We start from the raw sequence: 3241 nt of genomic DNA on the forward strand, positions 1-3241 counted from the left end.
CTTTTAATGCTAAAATTAAGGCGTTTAGAGCTGCTTTAAGAGGAGTAACGGATATAAAATTCTTTCTTTTCAGACTTACAAAGCTGTATGCTTAATCCCCCAGGTTTATCGGGTGAGCCCAAAATACTGCAAATAGAGATTGTTTAGCGTCATTTTATCGTCGATCTTTGCCTTTAAAGATCATATAGTATATGCTAATAAGTATTTTATTTGGCTTCTTATGTTATTTTCTCCGGGTGTTGATCAAACACAAGGAAAAAATCATGCGCCAGATAAGACAAATGGTAAAACAAAAATAAAATGGACAAAAAACGAACCACCAGTTCTTTCAGGGCAATGAGCACGGAAAGAAAACTCGAGTCGATCTTCCTTTTCGTAACAGGCCGATGCAACGCCAAATGCGCGATGTGCTTCTATGCCCAAGAAATGGATAAGAAGCAACCCGACCTCACTTTCGATGAAATCAAGAAAATATCAGAAACCGCTGGGCAATTCAACCGATTATGGATATCCGGGGGTGAGCCTACCCTGCGTGAGGATCTACCGGAAATATTGGAGTTATTCTACAAAAACAACCATATCAAAGATGTGAACATCCCTACGAACGGCTTAAAACCAGACCGGATCGTCGAATGGGTAAAACGGTTCCGCCAGAACTGCCCGGATTGTAATATTAACGTAAGCCTTTCCTTGGATGGTTTCGGTACGACCCACGATACACAGAGAGGTGTACCGGGAAACTTCTATAAGGCACTGGAAACCCTGCGTAAGATACAGGAGAATTTCGGAGACGACGGCAAGGTCCTGAAAAATATAGCAACCGTTATCACGAAATACAATATAGACCAGGTAGAAGACTTCATGACTTGGGTATACGGACGTTTCCGCACCTCCACGCATACGATTGAGGCCGCCAGAGGCATGACCCGTGACGATGGCGTGAAAATCCTAACCGAGTCAACGCTACGCAAAATACAAGACGACATATCCCCTATCTATTCTGCTTATGCGGATCGGATGGTAGCGGATACCACCGGCTTAAGGAAACCGATCACACGCTTCTTCTATCTCGGCCTTATACGTACCTTATATAATGTGCGTGCCAGCAACATAGATCACCCGACCCCTTGGGGGATGGATTGTACGGCCGGAGAGACTACCTTGGTAATCGACTACGACGGACGTTTTCGTGCCTGCGAGCTACGGAAACCGCTCGGAAATATAAAAGAGTATGGTTGCGATATAAGTAAAGTGATGAATAGCGAAGCGATGAAACAGGAAATAGCCGCTATCGGACATGGGTATAAAGCCAACTGTTGGTGTACGCACGGCTGCTGGATCACCTCATCCGTCATTTTCAATCCACGTAAGATGATTCGCTCCGTATATAAAGGATACCGGGAAACGAAACGATTGAATCATCCCCTAGCCATCAATGAGCAGAAACTACAAACGATGGAAGCCAAATACCATCTGGACATCGAGCGTTTGCGTCAACTGAATATCCGGTGAACAAGACCCTCATAGCCCATAAATAAACGTAGCATGAAAATACTATTAGTAACCAGAGGCTCACAAGGCGACGTCCTTCCTTATTTGGCCATAGCGGCCGAATTGGAAAGACGTGGCCATGAGGTGACCATCAATCTCCCTCAAATATTCGAGGAGACCGTTAAACCCTACGGATTTAAATACGTATTGCAACAGTTTGACGATATCGGCGGCATGATCGATAGCGCAGCGCAAAACTCACATAAATTCCGGCCATTCCTTAAATGGATGCGGAACGTGATCGATAAACAGTTCGATCAATTGATTCCCCTACTAAAAGAGCATGATATTTTAGTATCGACCAACTCGGAATTTGCTGTCGCAAGTATCGCCGAGTATTGCAAGAAGCCCTTGATACGTACCGCCTACGCCCCGTTCTTGCCGGGTAAGAAGATTCCCCCGGCCGTATTGCCATTTCCCAAACCCAACCCGATCATCACCCCTGCCATCTTATGGAAGTTGATGAACCGGATGACCAATTTCATGGTCAAAGACACGATCAACAAGAACCGGGCTAAATACGGACTCGCACCGATTCGTAATTTTGGTTATCATGCGGGAGAGCGTTCATATAATTACTTGCTTTTCAGCCAGCACCTAGGAAACATAGATCCGGACTGGACGTTCAAATGGTCGATCGGAGGCTATTGCTTCAATGACACTTTTCAATATGATGAGAAGGCTTACGAGGAAATGATATCATTCGTCGACAGCGCTCAAAGCCCTATTATCTTTTTTACCCTCGGGAGTTGTAGTTCCAAGGATGGTAACCGTTTTAGCAAAGCCTTGGTCGATATTTGCAAGAAACATGATTATCGGCTCATCATCGGTTCCGGTTGGGCAAAGACAGGAATCACCTTACAAGCGGATAAACATTTATTCTTAATGAAGCAGCCGGTTCCGCATAATTTGATATTTCCGCACTGCGACGGCGTTATCCATCATGGAGGTTGCGGCACGACCCATAGCGTAGGAAGGGCGGGAAAGCCCCAATTAATCACTCCGTTGATTATCGATCAACCCTATTGGTCCTATCGAATCCACCAATTAGGGTTAGGGCCGGAAGGGCTTAAGATAGCGAAAGCGAGCGAGCAGGAGATCGAACGCAAGGTTTGTGATCTGGTCACCAATCCGCTTTATAAGAAAAATGCCGCTCATATAGGCGAGATGATCCAAAAAGAGGGAGGTATAAAGAATATATGCGACTCTATCGAAAGATTTCAATGAGGCATAAGTTCCTATTAGATTTTATTACATGTTACAAAACACAATTTAGCACTTAAACCATTGACAAATAACAGTAACTCCGTATATTTGCATCGTGGTTTTTTCATAATAGTATTAGATTTAAGGTTAACAAAGTTTGGTTAGGGCTTGTCGTGAGACAGGCTTTAATTGTTTTATAAGGTCTGCTTCCCGCAAAGCCCTTCGATTACATCAGAATAATCCGATGCGTCAATAAAGTTGATATCTTGTCTTTTAAGATCTTCCCATTAATCGGTTTCGCCGTATAGGCATCAAATCCACTATTAATGATCCGTTGCTCATCTTGGGCGAAAGCATAAGCCGGCTCACCCGATAAACCTGGGGGATTAAGCATACAGCTTTGTAAGTCTGAAAAGAAAGAATTTTATATCCGTTACTCCTCTTAAAGCAGCTCTAAACGCCTTAATTTTAGCATTAAAAGACT

3 protein-coding genes are annotated in these 3241 nt (G+C 43.9%); 2 read left to right on the plus strand and 1 reads right to left on the minus strand.

The annotated features are described in order from the left end of the window. Positions 1-300: 300 nt before the first annotated feature. A complete protein-coding gene (locus NBH16_RS23110) occupies positions 301-1512 on the plus strand; it encodes a radical SAM protein (RefSeq protein ID WP_250789126.1) in 1212 nt (403 codons plus the stop codon). Positions 1513-1545: 33 nt separating this feature from the next. Beyond that, positions 1546-2778: a glycosyltransferase gene (locus NBH16_RS23115; RefSeq protein ID WP_009275238.1), complete on the plus strand. Its 1233-nt coding sequence runs from the start codon at positions 1546-1548 to the stop codon at positions 2776-2778. Between the two features lie 205 nt (positions 2779-2983). Here NBH16_RS23115 and NBH16_RS23120 read toward each other — a convergent pair whose 3' ends face one another. After that, the gene (locus tag NBH16_RS23120; protein WP_250789127.1) at positions 2984-3151 is read right to left on the minus strand and encodes a response regulator; all 168 of its coding nucleotides are present in this window, start codon (positions 3149-3151) and stop codon (positions 2984-2986) included. Between the last annotated feature and the right edge of the window lie 90 nt (positions 3152-3241).

The organism is Parabacteroides sp. Y3-G-102 (assembly GCF_023656845.1).
Taxonomy (GTDB): domain Bacteria; phylum Bacteroidota; class Bacteroidia; order Bacteroidales; family Tannerellaceae; genus Parabacteroides; species Parabacteroides distasonis.

What these genes read in the sequence shown, in the direction of transcription:
- NBH16_RS23110 (WP_250789126.1), top strand. Translation starts at nt 301, where the DNA reads ATGGACAAAAAACGAACCACCAGTTCTTTCAGGGCAATGAGCACGGAA.
- NBH16_RS23115 (WP_009275238.1), top strand. Translation starts at nt 1,546, where the DNA reads ATGAAAATACTATTAGTAACCAGAGGCTCACAAGGCGACGTCCTTCCT.
- NBH16_RS23120 (WP_250789127.1), bottom strand. Translation starts at nt 3,151, where the DNA reads ATGCTTAATCCCCCAGGTTTATCGGGTGAGCCGGCTTATGCTTTCGCC.